Below are 20,704 nucleotides of genomic sequence, written 5' to 3'. Positions count from 1 at the left end.
TTTTCTGAATTGTCTTATGATCTAACCGTTGCAATACATACTTAATACTTAATCCACCTTGAACCCTCAGATCAACATATTCCTTTAGTTCGGCTACCGACATTCCGGTTTTGCGAAACCACGTCATTCTTTTAATCCATTCCAGATAAGGATGATCTATGATTCGGTTGTTTATAAGGGGAGGTAGAATTAAAAATTTATTGTTAGGACTGCGGATAATTGTCTAGCGCTTAACTATGTTTGCTTAATAGGATGTTGTAAGCCACAAAAACATAAGGAGGCAGGCAACGGATGCAGAAGAATAAACCTGCAGTAAAGAAGAAAACAATCTCTTCTAAACAGACACAGAGGCATGTACATGAATTTGAAGGTAGTACCAAACTGGCTGAAGAAGGCGCAGACCGACATAATCACCGCTTTGCAGGTGTTACTGGGCAAGCGATTCGAGTTGGAAGAAGTCATGTCCATGAGATTGATCTTACAAAAACTGATTTTCTGAACCACTTTCATAATCTGAAAAAGATTAGAACAGGACCAGCTATCCCAGTCGGAAATGGCAAACACGTACATTTGTTACAGGCCAAACTACATTAAATGATGGTCATGTACATCAGTTTAATTTCGCAACATTGATTCAGGCACCTCTTATTTAATGAACGAATGTAGAAGGTGAGTAATCAGGTTTGAGGTGAAGGGTTCCATCGGATAATTCTTGCTTTGCGAAGGTTATGATGGGGCTGAGGTAAGATAGTGACTAGGCATTTGTCCGTAACATAAAAAGAGGCTGTCCTTCGTAGAAGAACCTACGAATCAAGGACAGTCTCTTTTTATTCGCGTAGCCTGTGCTTCGGCAAGACATTTCGTTCCACCGAAGTAACGCCGGGAGGCAGTAGCAGATCAGGATTCCAAATAAATTTCATCTATGGATACATGGCGTTCCCTGGACAAGTCTACATATTCATTATCGTTAATTCTCACTAAGGGTCTAAAGTAATCAGCAGGATTGTTCAGAATAATCGTTCCTGTCTGACCTGTAGTCAACAGGACCTGCTTGTTAATAAAGTTCGGAAGCATATGCCGGATGAAGACTTGAGTGGCTTCCGGGTTAAGATGTCCGAAGCTCATGCTGTGCAGCTCGCGCAGTACGGTGAGCAGCTCCTGCTTCGTCTGGTACACACGGTTAGAGATCATAGCGCTATATACGTCCGCAATCGCCGTAATACTAGCGAAAGGGTGAATATCCTCCTTGAACAGTCCATGCGGGTATCCGCTTCCGTCTTCTCTTTCGTGATGCTGCAAGGCGACGATGGCTGAAATCTCATCGCTGGTTGAATTGCGAATTATATTATAGCCGTAGAGGGAATGTTTTTTCATTTCCTGAAATTCTTCAGGCGTCAGCTTATCAGGTTTATTCAGAATCTCATCCGGTATCATGGACTTGCCTATATCATGTAAATATCCGGCCTTGCCAGCGATATAGGCTTCTTCTTCCGTATATCCAAGCCATATGGCAATGTAATACGACAGTACACCTACTTGGAGAGAATGATTGTACGTATAGTGATCTCCCCGCTCCATAATTAACAGCAGAGATACGACATCTTTTTGACGAGTCAGCTCTGAAACGAGGGGGCCGAACAGCTCATCGACTCGAAATTCATCAAATTTGCCGGATGCGGAAGCTTCGAGAAACATGCTTTCAAAGCCATGAATAGTCTGCTCCATGAGGGGAACGGCGCGTTTAAGGGACTCGGGGGAAGCGGGAACATCGGGGGCAAAGTCAACCGGAATGCTCGCTGAACCGGCATCAATGTCGATATAATCGACACCGTGCATGATGAGCTTGGATATATCGTCGTGCTGTAGCATGGTGCCCTGAATCATGACGGGTACGCCGTGTTCATTGTATGTATCAGATCTGAGACGATCTCCTGGCTTGGCATCGGTAACGTGAACTCTCATGTGCTTAACCTCCTTATTGTCGTAAATTTGTCGAAAATACGAAGCAAACCTAATATATCAAGAATTATATGGGATGACAACGACTAATTCACTATTATTCCTAGCTGTAAAATAGGTCCCAGGAACCCGTCTCTTCTCAGAGGCATACGAAGACATTGTGACCTTGCTTCTCCCCGGGTCTCTATCCTGAGACAATAAAGTAGCTAAATCGTAGGTTGTAGCTCACCCCCGCCGACATGTACCATAATGCGAAATAACATGGTATCCTTAAACATTAGAAGCAACAGAGTCGATATATAAACTATAGAGGAGGGCGGTTATGGAGATGACGACTCAGCAAACGTTAACCATTTTGCATACCAATGATATACATAGTCATTTTGGCAGTATGCCTTCGATAGCCGCGATGATTCATGAACGAAGAGCTGCATCAGGAGATGCGCTGCTTGTGCTGGATATGGGAGACCACATGGACCGGATAGCCCCCGAAACGGAAGGAACGCTGGGTGGGGCGAATGTGGATGTGATCAATCTGACGGGGTACGATGCGATTACGATTGGTAACAACGAGGGTCTGACTTTTACCCCGGATATTCTTGAACAGGCATATGCAGGAATTCACTGCCCGGTCGTATGCGGCAATATCAGGGAGAACGCCACAGGAATGAAGCCTGCGTGGATGACGGATTCGCTCATTTTGGACAAGGCTGGCATTAAGATAGGCTTGCTCGGAGTGACGGCTCCTTTTGGCGAGTTCTATCAATTGCTGGGATGGGATGCACTTGATCCGTTTGAGGTATTGGGCGAGCAAATTCAGTCCCTGAGAAAGCATGTCGATGTTCTGGTTGTGATGTCGCATCTGGGTTTACCTTCGGATAAGAAATTGGCATCGCAGTTTCCGGAGATTGACGTGATTCTTGGAGGGCATACCCATCATGTGCTGGAGGAACCGCTGTGGATCGGGAGCACAGCTCTATGTGGGGCTGGCAAGTATGGAACGCTGCTAGGTGAAGTGACCCTAAGCCGCAGCAGTGGTCATGAACCGTTTCGGGTTACGTCAGGCGGCGTAGTTCCTGTAGATCACACACTGCTGGATGAAAAGGTAGCGTCGGCCATTGTACTGCATCGCAGACAGGCAGAGCGTGCCATGGAGAGCACGGTTACGGTGACGGATCGGAAACTGGAGATCGCATATGATCGCGAATCTCCTTTCGGAAATTTGCTGGCACAATCGGTGTCACATTTTACGGGAACCGCTATTTCTCTAGTGAATGCGGGCCAACTGCTTGGCTCTTTACCTCAAGGTGATGTCAGTAAAGGAATGCTGCATTCCTTATGCCCTTCGCCGATTAATGCCTGTGTCATGAAGCTGTGGGGGAGAGATATTCGGCTCGCACTGGAGCAGTCTTTGCTACCGGAATTTGCTGACAAGAAAATGACGGGATTTGGCTTTAGAGGTAAAGTGCTGGGTACGATGTGTGTGGAAGGTCTGGAGATTCAATATGATCCGGCCGGCGCTCCTTATGATAAAGTGACGGATATACGTGTAGCGGGTCGCTCATTGGAAGAAAATGAGCAATATACGGTGGGCACGTTGGATATGTTCACTTTCAGAGCAGGTTATGAGGTGCTTGCGAACGGAACGGAACTCCGATTTATGCTTCCAGAATTTTTGCGGGATTTGATTGAAATGGAGTTGAAGCGTCCGGGCGCGATGGAAGAGTGTTTTGCAGCTAGGTGGCTTCAGGTATCAAAACAATCGGGAGAGGATTAAGCTGCGACTGGTACCTGTTACATTATTGAGAGCCGGCATGAAGCTGGGCAAAAAAATATACAATGAAAATGGAATGGTGTTGCTCTCGGAAGGTGTTGAGCTTACTTCGCGATTGATTGAACGTCTAGGCCAAGTCGGAATTGGATATGTATACATCGAGGATGCGGTGACAGAAGATATCGTGATCCCCGAAATGATCCATGAACAGACGAGGGCTGCGGCGCTACAGGAGATCAAAAAGCAGTTTCAGGGTCTGTCCTCCTACTCCGTAGATCATAAGCACCAATACTTTGGCAAGTCATTTTATAAGGTGATGGAATCCATTCTGGACGATATCGGAGGCCGTCAGGATGCCGTCATTATGCTGATGGATATCGGGGCGGCAGATCAGGATCTGTATCATCATTCATTGAACGTATGTCTGTATTCGCTTGTACTGGGAATATCCAGTGGCTACGATAACAACCAGCTCATGGAGCTGGGCATAGGTTCACTACTGCATGATATTGGTAAAATGAAAATTTCACCTCAAGTGCTATATAAACCGGGCAAATTGACGGACGAGGAATACGAGCACATGAAAACGCACACGGTGATCGGTTACAAGCTGCTTAAAGACGAACCGGGAATCCCCCTGCTGTCGGCGCACTGTGCATTACAACATCATGAACGTATCGACGGTAGCGGATATCCGAACGGCTGGAAGAAGGACCAAATCCACGAATACGCCAAATGGATCGGTCTGGCAGACTCGTACGATGCGATGACAGCAAGCCGCATATACAAGCAGCCTTTGTTGCCCTATGAAGCAATGGAGGTGCTGTATGCCGGTGCGGGCACGTTGTATGAGCAACGGATGCTGGAGGCATTCCGCGATTGTGTAGCTATATACCCGCTGGGGCTCTCTGTGGTGCTCAATACGGGGGAAGAAGGGGTTGTGGTGCGCATACACTCCAAAATCCCGCAAAGGCCCGTTATTCGGATTGTGAGGGATCGGGACGGACAGGAACTGAAAGTCCCTTACGATGTGGATCTGTCTGTATCTCTTTCGGTGATGATTACCAACACACTGGGCGCTACAGCTTCCCCTTTTGGAGCAATACACGTGGATTAGCAGATGAAGTGGAAGAAAACATGCAGACACTTTACACATCATGATATGATATTCATACGTCTTTTGAGGTTAATAATAGAAATAAGGTGAAAAATAATGACAGTTCTACAAAACAACATACTTCCACAAATATCGCCAGCGTATGATCCGTGGGACCCGATTGTCTCGCTGCGTACACATGGCCGTCATTTGCTGACAAGTGTGGAAATGACCGTGACGCATCTGTGCAATATGCGCTGTGAGCACTGCGCTGTGGGCGACATGCTTGTTATGAAGGAGGCTCCCTTCCTTCCATTAGATCTGATGCTGAAACGACTGGATGAAGTCGAGCATCTGGAGACGATCAGTATGACAGGCGGAGAACCCGCTTTGCTCGATAAAACGGTGGACGAAGTGATCGTTCCGCTGCTGAAATATGCCAAAGAGCGTGGCATTCGCTCGCAAATCAACTCCAACCTGACATTGGATATTCGCAGATATGAGAAGATGCTCCCTTATCTGGATGTCATGCATATATCGTTTAATTATTTGAATGCCGACGATTTTTATGAAGTGGGTTTTGCAAATACCGGACGTCCGACTCCACGCGCGGGGGCTGTTCGCCTTTATGAGAAAATGGTGGAAAACGCCCGCAGGTTGAGCGAAATGGGTATGTTTATTTCTGCCGAATCCATGATTAATTACCGTACTCACACGAAGCTGGATGGTATTCATCAGTTGATTAATGAAATGGGCTGTCGACGGCATGAGGTTCATCCGATGTACGCATCGAATTTTGCCTCTGCCTTACCTGTCCTTTCACTCGAAGATATGCGCAACTCCATTCATAAGCTGCTGGATGTGCGTAATCAGGATATGTGGATGCTGTTTGGCACGTTGCCGTTCTTTGCCTGTTCGGACCGGGAGGAAGACCGCAAGTTGCTTCGCCGACTGCGCCAAGAACCGAATATTACGGTGCGTAATGATCCGGACGGAAGAAACCGTGTAAATGTGAATATGTTCACGGGGAGCGTATATGTGACGGATTTCGCAGACATTCCGGCTTTCGGAAATATTCAGGAGCGCGATCTGGACGATATTTTCGGTGAATGGCTCAATGAGCATCCGTTGAATCAGACCGTGAACTGTCATTGTGATGCCGCTGCCTGCTGCGGACCGAATCTGCTCGTAGCGGATATGTATTACAAGGGAGTAGATTTTAAATCCAGAAAAGCAATACAACTATAGAAATGGGGAGTTCGTATTGGAAGGTCATACCGAGTTTCATTGGGGATTGCTAACGGTGAATCTTCTTTTGGTATTGCTGCTCGTCTTTCTGAACGGTGTATTTGTGGCAGCGGAATTTTCGCTGGTCAAAATGCGCCAATCCCGATTGACGCAGCTCCAAAGTGAGGGGCATCGCATGGCAGGCTATGCGCTAAAGGTGAACCAGAAGCTGGATGCTTATCTGTCCGCCACCCAATTAGGCATTACGCTGGCTTCGTTGGGCTTGGGCTGGATTGGTGAACCAGCAATATCCGGCTACCTGATCGAGCCACTCATGCACAAACTCGGTGTAACTGACGGTACACTGATTACAACGGTATCCGTTGTCGTCGGATTTTGCGTGATTACCTTTTTGCATATTGTATTGGGTGAGCTGGCTCCAAAGTCTTTGGCGATCCAGAAAACCGAAGGTGTGGCCTTGTTTTTATCCGCTCCTTTGCTGCTTTTTTACAAGATATTTCTGCCCGTCATCTGGGTGTTGAATGCCGCTGCGAATTTGCTATTACGGGCGTTCGGCATCCAGCCTGCGAGTGAAGCGGAAGCGGCGCATTCGGAGGAAGAGATCCGTATCTTGATGAATCAGAGCGCCAAAAGCGGTGTTATTGATAAGGACGAAATCAAGCTGATGGATAATATTTTTGATTTTTCCGATTTGCTGGCCCGTGAAATTATGCTTCCTCGTACGGATATGGACTGCTTGTATACGAATTTATCGTTTAAGGAAAATCTGAAAATCATCAGTGATACCAAGCATTCTCGCTACCCGGTAGCGGTTGAGGATAAGGACCAGATTATCGGCTTTGTTCATATTACCGATCTTCTGTTGGCTGAGCAGGGCGAGCAACTGGATCTGGCCTCGGTGGTGCGTCCTATTTTGAATGTGCCAGAATCCATGGAAGTAAGTCACGTGCTGCGTCTTATGCAGAAAAAGCATTCCCAGATGACTCTCGTGGTCGATGAGTACGGCGGAACGGCCGGACTACTGACAGCGGAGGAAATATTGGAGGAAATCGTCGGGGATCTCTATGATGAATTTGAGGATGAACGTCCAAGCGTGGAGATTAAGAATAATATCATTTCCGTGGACGGCCGTTTGCTCATTGAGGATGTCAATGATCTAACTGGAGTGAACATTGAAGACGACGAAGTAGATTCCATCGGGGGCTGGCTGTTTAAAGAACTGGAAGGCAGCCCGGTGAAAGGGAAAAAGATTGAGTTTTATAACCTGACCTTTGAGGTGGAAGAAGCGACAAGGCTTCGTATTATGAGAGTGAAGATTCACCGCAAGACTGACCCTGTAATCGAAGATGAACTTTCCACCGATGAGTCCTGATCCATAGACATGGTTTGGGGCAGTTCCGTTCCGGTATGAAAGCTATTATAGAGTGTAAAAGCAAGAGCCTTTAGATCCACGGTATCGTGGTTTTAAAGGTTCTTTTTTTATCTGTGATTTTTTGTTCGAGACTTGGGCGATGCCGCATATGTTGAATAGTAAAGCAGATGGATCAATCAAAGGAGGTCCCGGCCCGTGAAATTTCCACAGCAAGGTGAGTTTGCCCCGTTTGTCGGTCCGTTCGATCCGTGCCCGCCCGTTTTGTGTAAAACCTTTGTGCTTCCACCGAACCTGTTTGTACAATTTCAGCCCCCAGGTCTGCCTCAATTCAGTCCAGAAGAGGCGCTGAGGAAGGGAACGCTATGGCCCTTGTTTTACAGCCCTTATGAGTCTTGTAGAAACCAGGGGGGAGGCGAGTAAAATGGATTATCCAAATCAGGGTCAGGCCCAAAACCAGCCTCAGAATCGAAATCAGGTTGAGAACCAGCAGCAGAACCAGAATCAGAATCAGAATCAAAGCCCCTATTCAAACCCGTATCAACAACAAAACCATACTGAGGGCTACAATCAGTACGACAGAAACCCATACCAAGGCTATGCGCCCCAGACTAAGCCGGGTGATGCACAGTTTTATGCACTGTTGGAGAAGCTCCAGGAGGTGGATTTTGTATTGGTGGAACTGAATTTGTATCTCAATACGCACCCGGATGATTTACAGGCTATCGAACAGTTCAATAAGCTGACGCAGGAAAGGACCGGGATTGCCAATGAGTATCAGATCCTATACGGACCTCTGCAAAATTTTGGCCGTGCCTATTCCAAGTATCCTTGGGAATGGAACCAAACCCCTTGGCCGTGGCAGGTATAGGCAGATATAACCTTTTATAAAGGAGGGACCTGAATGTGGGTATATGAGAAGAAGCTGCAATATCCTGTACGTGTTAGCAAATGTGATCCTCACATGGCCAAATTGCTTATGGAGCAGTATGGGGGAGCGGATGGCGAGCTGGCAGCAGCTTTACGGTATCTGAATCAGCGGTATACAATTCCCGATAAGGTTATCGGTGTACTCAATGATATTGGTACGGAGGAATTTGCTCACCTTGAGATGATTGCCACGATGATTTACAAGCTGACCAAGGATGCGAGTGTAGATCAAATGAAGGCAGCGGGGCTGGGGGAACATTATGCGGCGCATGATCATGCGCTGTATTATCAAAACGCTGCCGGAGTTCCTTTTACAGCGGCCTATATTCAAGCCAAAGGCGACCCGATTGCCGATCTATATGAGGACATAGCGGCAGAGGAAAAGGCGAGAGCTACATACCAGTGGCTGATTGATCTGACAGATGATGTGGATTTGCAGGATAGTTTGAAGTTTTTGCGCGAACGTGAAATAATCCATTCGCTCCGCTTCCGCGAGTCTGTGGAAATTTTGAAGGAAGACCGGAATCAAAGGAAAGTGTTTTAAGGAAATCATTCAGAATGTCTCTTGGTAAGCTAATGCTTGCAGGAGACATTTTTCTTTTAAGAATTGTAATTTATGAAGGGCGCTTCAGCACCGAAGCGCCCTTCGTGTTGTCTATATAAGTGAGCAGAAATAATCTCGGGAAACGGCTCAACGAGCCACTGAGCCAGTTGCAAATCATGGAGTACATTAATTAAGGCGGATAATCGTTAGGGATGCGCCTGTCGCGTCGCCTCCCGCGGCATTCCCAATGTTCTTTTTTGTGGAATGAATTGTGATCACCACTCTTTTTCGGTCAGGGTTGCCTTTTATGATTCCGGGTCAGGGTAGCGGTTAGACCTGCTTTGTTCTTCAAATATTAAGACGTCCTCCAGTTTGTGCTGGAGCAGGATCTGGTTATTCACCATCCCTCGCAATACTCGTTCTACGCTTCGATTCAATTGCAGGATATCTTGCAGACAAACATCCTCATCGTTTACAAAACGTTGTATTTTTTCGCCTTCGGCATAAAGTATGCTGGACAAGCCCATTTCTTCCATAGCAATGGATGCGAGTATCATATGAATAACTTCTTTCCTCGTTAGAGAGATGAGGGGATTGATGTCGGGAATACCGGGCATAGACAAGTGCAATCTCTCCCTTCACTCTGAATGTGCATCATGGCTATGGTCGACATGGAATGACATACCCGGTGCCCGTCTTCCTCATTCCTGCTGTAGCTGTGCAAAATACTGCTCGTTATATAAAACACTCGGATGAGTAGGATGGTGCAACTGGGCTATACGGTGATGCAACTTTGCTTTGTCGATGTCACCAATCCGGTCGTAACACAGACATAATTGCAAGTGCGGAAGCCAGGTGTAATAGGACGAATTGGTTAAGGCCATCGCATCTTGTGACGGTTCGATCAGTGTAGCCTGACGGAACCAGTAAATGGCTTGGGCATACTGTTCCGCTTCAATCAATAAATTGCCAAAGGCACAGCAGAACTGGGCGCGTGGTGTGTCGAGAGTAAGCGTGCGAAGCAGAGTGATGCGCTGCTCCTGTTTTTGACCTTGGCGCCCATAGCATTCTGCAAGCTTAAAGCAAGCAGCAATCCGATCCTCAATCCATCCCTGATTCAGCCCCAAATAGTGTTCGTACTGCTGTATGGCTTCTGCCGTCCGTCCGTTGTCATACAACTCATTGGCAAAATAGTAGTGATCTCGTTCAGAAAATGCAGTTCCCTGCTCCCGGTGCTTGAGATATATGTGCAAATTACGGTCGGTGTAGGCACGTGTCTTTTTATGAGTCACCGCCATATTGCTGTGAAAGGTGCTTCCAGTCACATGCAGGAATTCATGCACAAAGCCGATCCATCTGAAATGACGGTCCCGGCGGACAATCCGGTTTCTTTTGAGCTTATGCAGCGGCTGCCCCTGTTCATCTACGGATAGCACATAATCCATCGTAATGCTGTCATAAGAGAGGGTGGCTTGCTTTTTCCAGTCGAGAAATGCCAGTCGGTCTTGCTCTTCCAATATGTCGTCTGCATCCAGCCAAAATTGATAGTCCTGTGTTGCCTGATCAAATGCATAGTTACGGGCTGCGGAAAAATCATCGCACCATTCAAAATCGTATATCCGGGCATTGAACGATGTGGCTACCTCTTGGGTACGGTCAGTAGAGCCGGTATCGACAATAATGATTTCATCCACCAGATCATGGACTGATTTCAGGCAGGTGTGAAGTGCTTCTTCTTCATTTTTGACAATCATGCATAAGCTGACGGTTACCATGCTCTTTGTCCCTCCCAAAAAACTTGGTATGATTCCCATTTTATTAGGATAGCTTGCTCATTATGTAGGAATTTCGGTTGAACACGTTGAGGGTATGGTGATGATCATAAATGGGGCGGCGCTCTAATAGATTAGAAAATCAAAGTCCGATGAAAGGGGGGAAGGCATGAGCCGGCCGTTCATTTCACTGTGCATGATTGTAAAAAATGAGGCGGAACGGATCACAGCTTGCTTGCAAAGTGCCAGGGATGTTGTGGATGAGATCATTATTACGGATACAGGGTCCACGGATGGGACGATGGACATTTGTCGTTCCATGGGGGCATCTGTTGATTCACGGAAATGGGATGACAGCTTTGCGAAAGCACGAAATGCGGGAATAGCGCGTGCCACCGGGGGTGGATTTTATGGCTGGATGCGGATGAAGAACTGGATCACGATGAGAGTGGACAGCTGCGCAAGTTTGTAAAAGCGATCCGTGCATACACGGCTGCTTTGAAGGTACTGAACGAGATGGACGGTTTTTGTATACAGTTGTCCGCAAATTCGTTTGTTCCGCAATGACATCGGGTGTCAATTGTGCGTGATATTCATGAAAAGCTGCAACCTCCGGCAGGAAAACAGGATGTCCCAAAACGGAATATCCGGTTGCTGGAACAGGAAAAGGCACAGGAAAGTACGATACCTTAATTCGTCACGGAGCCTGAAGGGCATATGGCCGGGAATTGAAATGGGGCGGCTGTAGAAGCACAGGCCATCTTGGAGGCTGCTGGAAAAGGAGGAGCGTTATCAGAACAGGTGTTGACCGCCCAGGCTTAAAAAAGAGCTAGGCGGAAATGTACTCGATGGCGATCATTGAACTGGTCCCTCCTGCCAGCGATAGGGTCAGCCCGGATACGAGGGATTGTAAACTTCCGGGTACCGTCACCCGAAATAATAACGATGCAACGATTTCGCCACCTGCTAAAACAGCCGGGAAGGGTCCCGACGGCATATTGTATTTTTTTCACCCTCAGCATTAATCAAGTGACTTAATGACAGCTCTTGAAAGGCGATGCAGGCAAGCAGTGCATTGATGTTGTTTTCATCGATATTTCCAGGTGTAAGTCCATTCATATCACGCTCACTTCCTTATCGCTTAATCGCAATTAGCGTTTGCGTCAAAGCAAGCAGAAGGAACGGTTATGAGGCTTCCGCCTGATGGGAGGCGTCGACTCATGCGTATATTAATCGGCAGCCCGGTGCATCAAAAGCCCGAAATATTAGTTTTATTTCTTCAGGCTTTGGAGCGGCTGGAAGCACCCGATGTGCTGCCGGATTATTTGTTCGTGGATGATAATGACAATCCGGCCTCGAGCCAATGGCTGACTGATTTTGCGGACCGGCTTCCGGGGCGTGTTTTGCCCCCGCTGTCAGGCTTGCAGCAATACGAGAACCGAAGCAATGAGCATACCCATTATTGGCCCCCTTCCCTCGTCTGGAAAGTGGCCGGGTTCAAAAATCGTCTCATTGATTACGCGCTTCAGCATCATTACGACGCGCTATTTTTGGTCGATTCAGACCTGGTTCTCCATTCTCGTACTTTATGCAGACTGGTCGAGACAGAGAAGGATATCGTATCCGAGATTTTCTGGACACGTTGGCAGCCTGACGGGGCATTATTGCCTCAAGTGTGGGTTAGTGATGAATACAATCTGTTCCATCGTGAAGAAGGTGAAGTGCTAACGGCAGAAGAGCGGGCGCATCGCGAGCTTCATTTTATACATCAGTTGCATGTTCCCGGTTTATACGAAGTAGGCGGTCTGGGTGCTTGTACCTTAATTCGTAGACGGGCGCTGGAAGCCGGTATTCATTTTGGCAAAATCCCGAACGTTTCCTTTTGGGGAGAGGATCGACATTTTTGTATCCGGGCGGCGGCGTACGGGTTTTCGCTTTTTGTGGATACACATTACCCGGCCATGCACTTGTACCGCGAAGCGGACATCATCAAGGCAGAACAACTGTTACTGACTCTGAATGGAATTATTACGCAGGACACAGCTAATACGGACGATCAAAAAGCTTCACTCACTCCTGAAAATTCAAATATTTCAGAAAATTCTCCATCCAACACTGCCTCTAAATCTCCTGAAATCACCATTCCATCGGATCTTCGTGAGTCTGCTGTCTTTGCAAAGCATGCTGCGGATTCTTTTGTCGTGCCACCAGCTTTCTCCGGTCCACGACATAGTGAGCTTCATGCTCCGCCTGTCTCCAGGCCCAAATTGACACTGAGCATGACGGTATGCAATGAGGCAGATCGCAAGCTCGCAGAAGTGCTTCGAAGTCATCGGGAATATATTGATGAAGCGGTCATTATTGATGATGGCAGCCGTGATGATAGCGGTGAATTGTGCCGGAATCTGCTAAAAGGGATCCCACTGCGTTTGATCCGTAATGAGAGGGCCTCCTTTACGAATGAAGTGGAGCTGCGAAAACAGCAATGGAGAGAGACGCTGGCATCTTCCCCGGAATGGATTTTAAACATGGATGCTGACGAAATATTTGAATCCCGATTTGCTCAAGCTGTGCATGCTTTATTAGCCGGAACGAAAGCCGACACCCTTTGTTTCAGGCTGTTTGATATGTGGTCTCCCACGCATTACCGGGATGATGATTACTGGCAGGCTCATCGTTATTACCGTCCCTTTTTAACTCGGTATCGGGATGGATTTCCCTATAAATGGAAAGAGCAATATTTGCATTGCGGGAGATTTCCCGATAATGTGCTTGAGCTTCCCAGTGAAATTAGCGACTATCGTATCCAGCACTGGGGCTGGTATACACCAGCTATTCGCACATCCAAATATGAACGCTATCAACAACTGGACCCGGATGCCCGTTATGGGTTGAAGGAACAATATGAGTCCATATTGGACCCAACTCCCCGTCTCAGTCTCTGGATAGACCCGGGCCGGGATGATGTGAACAATAAACATGAGGCTGAATCCGGAGATACTGCCAGCGTAAAATCCGATGTGAACACGGGCGTGAACATTGAGGATGCGACTGCTGAGAATAAAATTGAAGCAATTCATACCGTTGAAGCTGTTCAAATGGCTAACGCTGCCAACCCCGTTGAAACTGCTCCTGCTCATGAAGTTATTAACCCTGCGAATCCTGTCAACACGAGTGCTGTCGCTAAGATTGCCGGTGTTCATGCTATTATTGGCTCCCGTACGCTTACTAAAGGCGAAATAGAGGGCGCACTTTATAGAGAAGGGAAAGGAGAAGAACAGGGCATGGCATGCAAACTGTGCGGCTCGTCCAATACGGCGGTGTTTCATCGGTATGAACATTTTACATTGATAGGATGTGGCTCATGTGGGCTTATTTTTCGCAATGATGTGGATCGGATACAGCCTGAGGATATGATCGCAGATATTTATAACGTCAAATGGGTCGCCATGCGCGATAGTGCAGCCGCTTCGACCTACGGGGACCATGCTCTTTTCGGACTCATGCTGCTGGATATGTTCAGTCCCGGTAAAGGGAATTTGCTGGAAATTGGATCAGGTACGGGAGAATTTATTCATGCTGCCCTTCAGAGTGGATGGAATGCTGTGGGCATTGAGCCTTCCATAGACTCGCGCGCATATGCCAAATACAAATATGACGTGGATCTGCTGCCGGGCTACTGGAATGGAGGCGATACAGAGACAGAGACAGAAACAGAGACAGAAACAGAAACAGAAACAGAGACAGAAACAGAAGAAGAAGCGGCGAATGAAGCGCCAGAAACGGAGGGAGATACTGCCTTATCTCTGGATCATGAATATGAGGCTGTTGCATGCTGGCATGTGCTGGAGCATATTGCAGACCCCGTAGCATTTTTAACGGATTTACGAGAGCAGCTTCAACCGGATGGAACGTTATACATTACAGTACCCAACAAAAACTCATTTACAAATGAGGCTTACGGTGCTCACTCGCCTTTATTTACCGAGGAAGATCATTTGTATCATTATTCAGAGCACACGCTGACACGTTTGCTGGCGAAGTCCGGTCTGCGCCCGGTGGCCCTGTTCACCCGTCAGCTTCCTTCCGGTCTGGACGCCTTGATAGAGGTGCATCCCTTATATGGCGAGCTTACTTTCACGGAGCGGATGGGACTGTTGGCCAAACTTCAAGGTGAGAAACGCGGTCATGAGCTATGCTGTGTGGCAAAGGCGATCTGAGCTGGCTGGGGGAATATACGGTCTGACCCATACCGTTGCACCTTTCATTTAAAAAAGGGGGCTATATCCATGAACGCTGCTGATCCGTACCTCTCCCGTTTTTTCGTGCATTCTGACCCCAATACCTCCAGCCTGATCTACAGGCTGCCCCAAAGCTGGTGGAGTCGTCCCTATGAGTATGAGTGGTGTCTGCACTTTATGTCCGGGCAGGATACGGTGCTTGACGCGGCATGTGGTATTCCGCATCCGTTCAAGTTTGAGCTGGCCCGGCGCTGCGCTCAGGCCTATGCCTGCGATCTGGATATGAGGATCGTTTCCGTGGATGCCATATTGGCCGAGGTGCGCCGGGATATCGGAGAGGAGGCTGCCGAGCGTGTTCAGGAAATTTTACCGATTCGTCTGCACTCTGCGCATGCTAATTTAACCGCCTTGCCTTATGAGGCGGCCAGTTTTGACAAAATTGTATGTATATCAGTACTGGAGCATCTAACCCCTGATGACTCGTTAGCTGCCCTGCGTGAATTTCACCGGACTTTGCGGGATGACGGGATGCTACTGCTAACCTTTGATTACCCTACGGTTAATCTGTCCGCGATGGAGCAATGGATGAGTCAGGCGGGGTTTTCGTACTGGAGCGACGTTGATCTCAACCTTCCGCCGGACGCCTTGCATACGGATTTGTGGGGCGGTTTGCATTGTTTCAGGGCTGTTTTGAAAAAATATAAGAGTTAACGGTATGCGCAATGAGGTTTACACGGACCTCTCTTATTGCCTATCATGAGAGGGGTCGGGATTGTAAACCTACATAGGAAAGGAATGACTGACAACTACATGAACAATGCACCTGTGTTGAAGAAACCTGAGGCTATGGTATTTGATATGGACGGTACACTTTTTCAGACGGAGACGCTGCTGCTTCCTGCTTATCACAAGCTGTTTGATACGCTGCGCGCCGAAGGGCTTTTTGAAGGAGAGACGCCGCCCGAGGAGCTTATTTTGAATAGTTTGGGTATGCTGCTGGATGAAATCTGGAGAAGAGTAATGCCGGAAGCCAGCGAAGCGGCTCACAGAAGAGCGGACGAGCTGCTGCTCCAGTTGGAGCTGGAGGGATTGAAGAACGGAAGTCATGCCCTGTATCCACATGTAAAAGAAACGCTCCAGACCCTCCACGAGCAGGGTGTTCGGTTGTTCGTAGCCAGTAACGGGCTGGAGGATTATGTAAAAGGGATAGCGGCTGCATATGAAATGGTCCCGATTTTTGAAGGACTGTACAGCGCTGGTGAATACAGCACACTTTCCAAAGTGAATTTGCTGGAGATTTTGTTGAGCAAGCACGGGATTTCAAACGTATGGATGGTAGGTGATCGTTCTTCCGATGTGGAGGCAGGCAAAAAGAACGGACAAACAGTCATCGGCTGCGCCTATGCTGGATTTGGCGTAAACGACGAGTTGAAGGGTTCCGATGCGATTATTACGGACTTCACGCAGCTGCTCACACTTTATAAAAACGCCGAGTAGCTACGAAGCACAGGTTACTGGTTATAGAAATGTTTGACGTACCCATATAAAAAGCATGCGAGGTTAGTCAAATAAATGATAAAACAAGGAAGGCGGCCGCTTTTACGCGGAGCCTTCCTTTGTTTTATTTTCAGTTTTGCTTTCAGTTTTGCTCTCTGTGTTGTGATCCGTCAGAGGTTTTGGTTTAATTTGCGTATGATAGACCCATAAGGCGTATTCCATGGGCTTGGCGATGGAGCGGCGGTAGGTTTCTTTTTCACCAATACGTGCAAATACCTCGCGTGCTGGCTTCGGATTGACCTCCAGTACATAAATGCGACCGTCCTTGTTAATTGCCAAATCGAGCGCAAGCTCGCACAATGCCCCATAGCTTTCCTCCAGATAAGCAGCGATATCCAGTCCGAGCTTTTCCCCCTGCTTGATGATTCTCTCTCTCTGTTTTTCATCACGAATCCATTGTGTCAGCAGTTGATTCATCGGTACCGCCTTGCCTCCGCCATGCAGATTGGAAGTAACGCTCCGATGTGCCCCGATCCGCCCTGCACATCCGGTTAACTCCCATGTCCCCTGACCATTTTTTTGCACCAGCATGCGGTAATCATGAACTCTGCCATTCGGCAGTTGTACAGGAATCCCTTCCTGAACAATGTAATTATTCATGTTCCAATTGCTTAAACGTGGCTCCAGACGGTCCAGACGCACCCGCTGTTGAGGAATAATATGACGTTTGCGATTGCGGCCCTCGATCAGATACAGGCCGCCCTGCTTGTTAACAGGCTCAATGCGTAAAATTCCGCGTCCTCCGGTGCCGTTAATCGGCTTGAGGTAGACCAGTGAATTCTTTCGGAGCATCCGCCTTACACTATGAAATCCCATGAACGGCTCCGTTTCAGGGAGATGCGATCGGAAGGCAGACTTTCTCGCAAGCTGCTGATGAATGGCCCATTTGTTACTCAGTGGCCGGTTTAAATATACGAGATCTGTATATTGCACCCGAAATTCCTGCAACTGACGATATCGTTCACTGCGCTGTACCCGGCAACGGTCGAAAATCATATCCGGGAATTCCCGCCATTTCAGGGTCCATTTGCCGCTGTGCGGATCATACATTTGGGCAAGGAGCAACTTGCGTTCTTTATGGACATCGGCGGGAGTGAATACATACATATCCAGCCCCAGTCTTTTACCCTCTGTAATCATGCGCTCATATATGGCGCGTTCCTCCAATTGCTTTTTGTTGTTCAAATACAAGGCCATGATGCCTAGGACAGGTTTTGGCACAGCATTCCACCTTCCTCTGCCGTCTGCTCATCTTCGGACAGCTCCCCGCGAAATACGAGGGTAGGCTTTCCGGTCGGTCCAGTCGTCATTTCATGCGCAACAAGTCCTGCGTGAAAGCAGGTTTTGAGACTGGCCATATTGTCGGCGGCCACGCTGCACGTCAGGCGACGCAGCTGTTTGAGCTGGGCGGACAGCAGTCTAGCGCCCAATCTGCGGCCCCGGTAAAGCGGACGAATGATCACGATGCACGCATCTTCACCGTAATTCAGAGCAAGGCAAAATCCCGCAATCCGCAGCCCTTGCTCCGTGCGCAGATAAGCGCACAGGAGGGAGGAGCCGGGGGATTTTAATTGCTCCGGCGTTAAAACGGCCAGCTGCCGCAAGGCATTGCGGGTAATGCGCATGCCGCCCGAGCTGCGGGCCAGAAATAGCAGCTGCCGTCGTCTCAGCAGCCAGCTCCGGGCAGGCAAATGTTGAACATCGCTAATGTGCGGCATGATTCCACTTCCTTGACTCATAATTTCATTCGTCCGGCCAAATAGGAGCTGTACTGGAATATGCGTCTCAGCGATTTTTGACGAATTTCCGGCTCGTCGAATTTCATGGGTTTGGCGTTGGCTTCAAAAAACCAGGGAACACCGAGCGTATCCACCCCCAAATCCATAGACATTTCCCCATGAGAAAGGCCGGAGCCGCGTTCAATTTGGCGTGCGATCTGAATGGCCGTACTTTTGATCTTGTTCAGCAGGACCGTGCTGCTTTCAGGCCCAAACAACGCAGACAGCAGCTTAAACGGGTCCTCCACACTTCCGCCGCGCGGGACATGTGTCGTAATACTTCCTTTGCCTGCCAATCTGGCACCAACTCCGGTAATGCTCCATGAGCCACGGGCGTTTTTTTGCACCAGGATCCGCAGGTCGAACGGCTTTTTCTGATAGGTTACCAGCTCGATACCCTGCTGGATGATATAAGGTGACGCACCCGCTTCCCGGCGGATGCGCCCCCACAGTCGGGACAATGATACCGACCTGTAGGTTACGCTTTTTTTGTCATGCTGGATCGTCAGCCTGTAGGCCATTAGATGGTCCGGCCGGTATTTGAGAATCATAATCCCTTTTCCAGCTTTGCCGTTCTCAGGCTTGAGATACAGGTATGGATAGGCGGACAGCATTTTCCCCAGAGAAGACAAGTTGCCTAACCGTTTGGTCGCCGGAACGAGATGACGGGTGGATTCCGAGGCGCGCAGCCATTTGAACAGCTCCCATTTGTTAAAAAAACCCGGATTGTACAGTTCAACACCTGAGGCATGCGAAATTTCATCCAGTTTGGTACGCACAGAGGTTTTCAGTTCAAAGCTGCGGTTAGGAATGCGATTATAGATGACCTGTGGTTGTGGAAAGTCCCGTTCCTCCCACGTCTCTGAGCTTTTGTTGAAAATATAGCCCTTGACCGTTTCGGATGCCAGCTGCAGATCCTTGACAGTAACGATGTACACCTGGTAGCCCATTCGTGTCCCTGTTTCAAGAATATCCCTGAAATTGCGCTGATTGCCCTTGAAAAATTGTCCTTGATCGTGCACGGTCAATACAGCAACGACTGGTTTATGCTCCGCCCGGGTATTCATAGTTCCTCTTTTCTGCGGAATTTACTGAGGTAAAGACAGTGGTCCAAAATATGCTCCACGGATGCTTTACCCTCCGCACGCAACGATGGATGCTGAAAAATAGATCGCCCCGGCTTAGAGTTGGCTTCGAACATCCACACCTTTTCTTGTTGGTCAATGCCCAGATCAAACCCGATTTCACCCAGCAGATGATGATGATGGTGCTCGATAGCTTCTGCGAGCGTAACTGCGACGTTCTTGGCATGCTGAAGTACCTCGCCTGCCCGGTCTCCGAATACCCGATTCAGCGCCTGCTCCGGTGTCATAAGGGAACCGCCATTTTTAATATGAGTTGTAACACTGCCGCGTCCAGCCTTTTTGGCTCCAATTCCGACGACAACCCACTGGTTATTGCCGTTCTTGTGCATATGAAACCGGAAATCAATTGGGCAATTGTCAATCTCAATCAGTTGAATGCCCTGCTGAATGACGTAGCCCTTCAACGACTGGCCCTGATTGGATTGAAGCATACGAAGCATGGAGTTAAAAGAGGTGAAGCGTAGCAATACATTGCTTTTTTTCTTTCGGTACCTCACATAATAACCTTGCTTCGGAACATGGGAGAGACGGAAAATTCCTTTACCGAGACTGCCCCCGCTCGGCTTGTAATAAGCAAATTGGTGACGGTCCAGCATGCCCCGGATACGCTCTGAGCTGGGGTTCATATACGATTCGGGGACATAACGGTTAACCTCCGAGTTATTTTCCAGTAGATGATAGATATCCGATTTGTTGAAGAAGCTCCAGTTGAAGAAGGGAATTCGTTTGCGGGAAAAGCGCTCGCGCAACTGATTGATCGCCGGGGAAAAATCAGAGCGGCGGCTCGGCAGCCGATTATAAATCACGTCCGGCAGGGGTACGGTTTTACGTGTGAAACCCCCACTCGAGGAAAGAAAATAGCCGTTAATTGTATCATTTTGCCAGTTGATATCCCGAGGGGTGAAGGCGAAAATATAAGATTTATTGCTGCCTTCTTTCAGCAGTTGCTTAATAAAACCTGTACGTGAACTAAAAGGGCGGGTAGTGGAGGTATTGCCGTCAGACAGCACGCCGATCAGCGGCCCGAGCTGCACATCCCCATCCTGATTTCGTAAATAGATGGACCCGCTTTTGGGAACACGGATCGCATTACGCAAGCCCGAGGTCAGGTATAGATGACGTCCTGCCTTCTGGATCGGTTTAATCGTCGCGGGAATCTGATCCTTGCCGAGCCGCAGACGAATGGACTTGGCTCCGGATAATTTAAGGCTTTTCAACAAGGAAGTGGATATATACGCCACCTTGTCGGGCTGCTGTGAGAAATGCACATTGCAATGCGTTAAACTCATCT

Annotated in this window: 19 protein-coding genes and 1 pseudogene; 12 read left to right on the top strand and 8 right to left on the bottom strand. The window is 48.3% G+C overall.

The window, feature by feature from the left end:
• Positions 1-291 precede the first annotated feature (291 nt).
• Positions 292-653 (top strand): annotated as a pseudogene (locus ASL14_RS03345) (YmaF family protein).
• Between the two features lie 244 nt (positions 654-897).
• Here ASL14_RS03345 and ASL14_RS03340 read toward each other — a convergent pair.
• Complete coding sequence (locus ASL14_RS03340) at positions 898-1,962, bottom strand: HD-GYP domain-containing protein (RefSeq protein WP_134910449.1); 1,065 nt, start codon at positions 1,960-1,962, stop codon at positions 898-900.
• A 319-nt stretch (positions 1,963-2,281) separates the two neighbouring features.
• Here ASL14_RS03340 and ASL14_RS03335 point away from each other — a divergent pair, with 319 nt between their 5' ends.
• The 7 genes from ASL14_RS03335 (at position 2,282) to ASL14_RS03305 (ending at position 8,920) form a co-directional block, all read left to right on the top strand.
• Positions 2,282-3,736, top strand: a complete 1,455-nt coding sequence (locus tag ASL14_RS03335) for a bifunctional metallophosphatase/5'-nucleotidase (RefSeq protein ID WP_134910448.1) — start codon at positions 2,282-2,284, stop codon at positions 3,734-3,736.
• Positions 3,690-4,850 (top strand): HD-GYP domain-containing protein, encoded by a 1,161-nt coding sequence (locus tag ASL14_RS03330; protein WP_134910447.1) that lies wholly within the window; start codon positions 3,690-3,692, stop codon positions 4,848-4,850. The genes ASL14_RS03335 and ASL14_RS03330 overlap by 47 nt, the downstream gene beginning before the upstream one ends.
• A 96-nt stretch (positions 4,851-4,946) precedes the next feature.
• The gene (gene yfkAB / locus ASL14_RS03325; RefSeq protein ID WP_134910446.1) at positions 4,947-6,077 is read left to right on the top strand and encodes a radical SAM/CxCxxxxC motif protein YfkAB; all 1,131 of its coding nucleotides are present in this window, start codon (positions 4,947-4,949) and stop codon (positions 6,075-6,077) included.
• 16 nt (positions 6,078-6,093) lie between these two features.
• The gene (locus ASL14_RS03320) at positions 6,094-7,449 is read left to right on the top strand and encodes a hemolysin family protein (RefSeq protein WP_134910445.1); all 1,356 of its coding nucleotides are present in this window, start codon (positions 6,094-6,096) and stop codon (positions 7,447-7,449) included.
• 195 nt (positions 7,450-7,644) lie between these two features.
• Complete coding sequence (locus ASL14_RS03315; RefSeq protein WP_044648566.1) at positions 7,645-7,869, top strand: spore coat associated protein CotJA; 225 nt, start codon at positions 7,645-7,647, stop codon at positions 7,867-7,869.
• Between the two features lies 1 nt (position 7,870).
• On the top strand, positions 7,871-8,317 hold the full coding sequence (locus ASL14_RS27685) for a spore coat protein CotJB (RefSeq protein WP_134910444.1): 447 nt from the start codon (positions 7,871-7,873) through the stop codon (positions 8,315-8,317).
• Positions 8,318-8,350: 33 nt separating this feature from the next.
• Positions 8,351-8,920, top strand: a complete 570-nt coding sequence (locus tag ASL14_RS03305) for a manganese catalase family protein (protein ID WP_134910443.1) — start codon at positions 8,351-8,353, stop codon at positions 8,918-8,920.
• 305 nt (positions 8,921-9,225) lie between these two features.
• Here ASL14_RS03305 and ASL14_RS03300 read toward each other — a convergent pair whose 3' ends face one another.
• Entirely contained in the window at positions 9,226-9,537 is a 312-nt protein-coding gene (locus ASL14_RS03300; RefSeq protein WP_223264311.1) for an alpha-helical endospore appendage domain-containing protein, read from the bottom strand.
• An 84-nt stretch (positions 9,538-9,621) separates the two neighbouring features.
• The gene (locus tag ASL14_RS03295; RefSeq protein ID WP_134910441.1) at positions 9,622-10,695 is read right to left on the bottom strand and encodes a glycosyltransferase family 2 protein; all 1,074 of its coding nucleotides are present in this window, start codon (positions 10,693-10,695) and stop codon (positions 9,622-9,624) included.
• A gap of 166 nt (positions 10,696-10,861) precedes the next feature.
• Between ASL14_RS03295 and ASL14_RS03290 the strand changes: the two genes are divergently transcribed.
• A complete protein-coding gene (locus ASL14_RS03290) occupies positions 10,862-11,164 on the top strand; it encodes a glycosyltransferase (protein WP_223264176.1) in 303 nt (100 codons plus the stop codon).
• A gap of 494 nt (positions 11,165-11,658) precedes the next feature.
• Here the strand turns inward: ASL14_RS03290 and ASL14_RS27215 are convergent, their stop codons facing one another.
• Positions 11,659-11,811, bottom strand: a complete 153-nt coding sequence (locus tag ASL14_RS27215) for an alpha-helical endospore appendage domain-containing protein (protein ID WP_189338219.1) — start codon at positions 11,809-11,811, stop codon at positions 11,659-11,661.
• Positions 11,812-11,912: 101 nt separating this feature from the next.
• On the opposite strand from ASL14_RS27215, the gene ASL14_RS03285 reads away from it, so the two are divergent.
• The 3 genes from ASL14_RS03285 (at position 11,913) to ASL14_RS03275 (ending at position 16,430) form a co-directional block, all read left to right on the top strand.
• A complete protein-coding gene (locus tag ASL14_RS03285; protein WP_134910440.1) occupies positions 11,913-14,912 on the top strand; it encodes a methyltransferase domain-containing protein in 3,000 nt (999 codons plus the stop codon).
• Positions 14,913-14,981: 69 nt separating this feature from the next.
• Positions 14,982-15,644, top strand: a complete 663-nt coding sequence (locus ASL14_RS03280; protein WP_134910439.1) for a class I SAM-dependent methyltransferase — start codon at positions 14,982-14,984, stop codon at positions 15,642-15,644.
• 84 nt (positions 15,645-15,728) lie between these two features.
• A complete protein-coding gene (locus ASL14_RS03275) occupies positions 15,729-16,430 on the top strand; it encodes an HAD family hydrolase (RefSeq protein ID WP_025685391.1) in 702 nt (233 codons plus the stop codon).
• 102 nt (positions 16,431-16,532) lie between these two features.
• Here ASL14_RS03275 and ASL14_RS03270 read toward each other — a convergent pair whose 3' ends face one another.
• The 4 genes from ASL14_RS03270 to ASL14_RS03255 are packed head-to-tail and all read right to left on the bottom strand — an operon-like array spanning position 16,533 to position 20,702.
• Positions 16,533-17,711: a YheC/YheD family endospore coat-associated protein gene (locus ASL14_RS03270; RefSeq protein ID WP_134910438.1), complete on the bottom strand. Its 1,179-nt coding sequence runs from the start codon at positions 17,709-17,711 to the stop codon at positions 16,533-16,535.
• Positions 17,693-18,208 carry a GNAT family N-acetyltransferase gene (locus ASL14_RS03265; RefSeq protein ID WP_134910437.1) on the bottom strand — a complete coding sequence of 172 codons (516 nt, stop codon included), beginning with the start codon at positions 18,206-18,208 and terminating at the stop codon, positions 17,693-17,695. Before ASL14_RS03265 ends, ASL14_RS03270 begins: the two co-directional genes overlap by 19 nt.
• A 17-nt stretch (positions 18,209-18,225) precedes the next feature.
• Complete coding sequence (locus ASL14_RS03260; protein WP_134910436.1) at positions 18,226-19,335, bottom strand: YheC/YheD family endospore coat-associated protein; 1,110 nt, start codon at positions 19,333-19,335, stop codon at positions 18,226-18,228.
• Positions 19,332-20,702: a YheC/YheD family endospore coat-associated protein gene (locus tag ASL14_RS03255; protein WP_134910435.1), complete on the bottom strand. Its 1,371-nt coding sequence runs from the start codon at positions 20,700-20,702 to the stop codon at positions 19,332-19,334. Before ASL14_RS03255 ends, ASL14_RS03260 begins: the two co-directional genes overlap by 4 nt.
• Between the last annotated feature and the right edge of the window lie 2 nt (positions 20,703-20,704).

The organism is Paenibacillus sp. IHB B 3084, from assembly GCF_001447315.1.
In the GTDB taxonomy this organism is placed as follows: domain Bacteria; phylum Bacillota; class Bacilli; order Paenibacillales; family Paenibacillaceae; genus Paenibacillus.
The sequence above is the reverse complement of the archived record's forward strand: the minus strand, read 5'-3'. Positions and strand labels throughout refer to the sequence as shown.